The sequence below is a fragment of the Nocardioides sp. genome, from assembly GCF_031422975.1.
Lineage (GTDB): Bacteria > Actinomycetota > Actinomycetes > Propionibacteriales > Nocardioidaceae > Nocardioides.
Genome location: NZ_JANPEO010000364.1, coordinates 1 through 2,498, shown reverse-complemented (window position 1 = coordinate 2,498; position 2,498 = coordinate 1). Strand labels below are relative to the sequence as shown.

General features: G+C 68.1%; 1 protein-coding gene. It reads right to left on the bottom strand.

Features of this window, described 5'->3' with window-relative positions; all coding sequences use genetic code 11:
• Positions 1 to 82: 82 nt before the first annotated feature.
• Positions 83 to 2,230, bottom strand: a complete 2,148-nt coding sequence (locus RMO85_RS11010; protein ID WP_310528768.1) for an MMPL family transporter — start codon at positions 2,228 to 2,230, stop codon at positions 83 to 85.
• Positions 2,231 to 2,498: the final 268 nt, after the last annotated feature.

Here is a 2,498-nt window from a genome sequence, read left to right as displayed (position 1 = left end):
TTCTGCGCGGACGAGCGCCCGGCGGATCTGGGCGGTGGTGGGCTCCATGGCCATATCCTCCCAGTCCGCCCGCCCGCAGACGTCAGTGCACCGTCTCGATCGGTTCCTGGATCTCGGCGGCACTGAGGTGGTGGTCCTCGCTGTCGAGGGTGCTCGGCCACCAGATCCTGCCGCCGAGGTCCATGTTGATCGCGGTGACGAGCACCGAGCGGACGATCATCGTGTCGAGGATGACGCCCAGCGCGACCGCCACGCCGAGCTGGGCCAAGAAGACGACCGGGATCGTCCCGAGCACCAGGAACGTGGCCGCGAGAACCAGACCGGCACTGGTGATCACGCCGCCCGTCGAGGTCAGCGCGACCAGCGAACCCCTGCGGGTGCCCAGGTGCATCGTCTCCTCGCGGACTCGCGTCATCAAGAAGATGTTGTAGTCGATGCCCAGGGCCACCAGGAACACGAACGAGAACAGCGGGAACCCCGGGTCGGAGCCGGCAAAGCCGAACACATACTTGAACAGCACCGAGCTGATGCCCAACGCGGCCCCGAAGGACAGCACCACGGTGCCGACCAGGATCAGCGGCGCCAGCACCGAGCGGAGCAGCGCCACCAGGATCAGGAACACGACGAGCAGGATGATCGGGATGATCAGCACGTTGTCGGCGTTGGCTGCTTGCTTCGTGTCGAGGTAGAACGCCGATGCGCCGCCGACCAGGGCGCCGGCGCCGTCGACCGCGTGCACCGCCTCGCGCACGGACGACACGGCCTCGAACGCGGCCGGCGACGAGGGATCGGCATCGATCGCGGCCTCGATGAAGGCGACGTCGTCCTTGACCAGCGGCGCCTTGGGGTTCTCGACCCCGTCGATGCCGGTCATGGCCGCGGCCACGGCGTCACCCTGCGCGGCGTTGGCGACGACGGCCACGGTGTTGGACTGGTCGACCAGGTCGTGCTCCACGAGCACCTTCTGGCCGGTGATCGACTCGAACTCCTTGGTGTAGGTGTCCTCGGTCGCGAGACCGTTGGTGTCGAGGGTGAACAGCCCGAGGCAGCAGACGGCGAGGATCAGGCTCGTGCCGACCCACACGCGGCGTGGCCTGGGCACGATCCGTCGACCCACCTTGGCCCAGAGGCCGGTCTGCGTCGGCTCCGGAGAGCGGAAGCCGGGGCGGCGCGGCCAGAAGATCCAGCGACCGGTGATGACGAGCAGGGCAGGCAGCAGCGTGACCATGACCAGAAAGGTCACCGAGATGCCGATCGCGGCCACCGGGCCGAGGCCGGCGGTGGAGTTCATCTCCGCGAACAGCAGGCACATCATGCCGAGCACCACGGTCGCCGCACTGGCGAAGATGGCGGGGGCGGCGCGGTGCAGCGCATAGGCCATGGCCTCGTGTCGGTCTTCATGGCGGCGGAGCTCTTCTCGATAGCGCGCCACCAGGAGCAGGGCGTAGTCGGTGCCAGCGCCGATGACGAGGATCGTCAAGATCGCCTGCGACTGGCCGTTGACCGTCAGGTCGGCGTACTTGGCAAGGAGGTAGATCAGCGCCTCCGACGTGAACAGGGCGATGCCCGCGCACATGATCGGCAGCACCCACAGGATCGGGCTGCGGTAGGTGAAGAGCAGGATCAGGATCACCACGCCGAGGGTGGCGAAGAGCAGGGTCGTGTCGATGCCGCCGAAGGCCTCGGCCGCATCGGCCGCCTGGCCTCCCAGACCGGCGATGTAGACGTTGACGCCGTCCATCTCGGCAATGCCGCGGATCTCGTCCGCGGCGTCTGGCAGCGCGTTCCAGCCGTCCTTGCCGAAGTCGAAGGTCACCTGGGTCTGGGCGACCTCGCCGTCCCCGGACACCGCCGGGAAGCCGATCTGCTCGGCCGTGGCCGGGCTGACAACGGCCGGCGGCCGGTCAGCGGCGGGCTCGTCGATGCCATCGAGTCCGGCGAACTCGACCGCCTGGGCCTCGATGGCCGCGAGGTCAGCCTCCGTGAGGCCCCCTGTGCGCTCGTAGACCACGAGGGTGGGGATCGCGTTGACGTCCTGGAACGCCCCGAGCTTGTCGAGGGCGCGCGTCGACTCGGCGCTCGCGGGCAGCCACGAGGAGGCTTCGTTGTTCTGGACGTCGATGAGCTTGGAGGCGAACATGGAGGAGCCGGCGGCGACGGCCAGCCAGGCGATGAGCACGATCCACTTGGTTGCGGGGCCGGTGAGCGAGCCGGCGATCTTGCGGTGCATGGCGACAGTCAACCCGACATCACCGGTCTCGCGCATCCGGATAGTCCCTGAGTCCGTCTCAGGGTTCTGAGCTTTACCCAAAGTTGAGCAGGGTCACCGCGTCTGCAGCCGGAACCGGGACGTCATGGTGCCGTTGTCGGCGACCGGCTCGACGGCATACTCCATCGAGCCGTCGAGACCGAGTCGCACGATGGCCCACTCCCCGGCCTGGAAGGTGACGACCAGCACGTGGGTCGCGTCCTCCCAGACCTCGTCGAAGTAGGCCGTG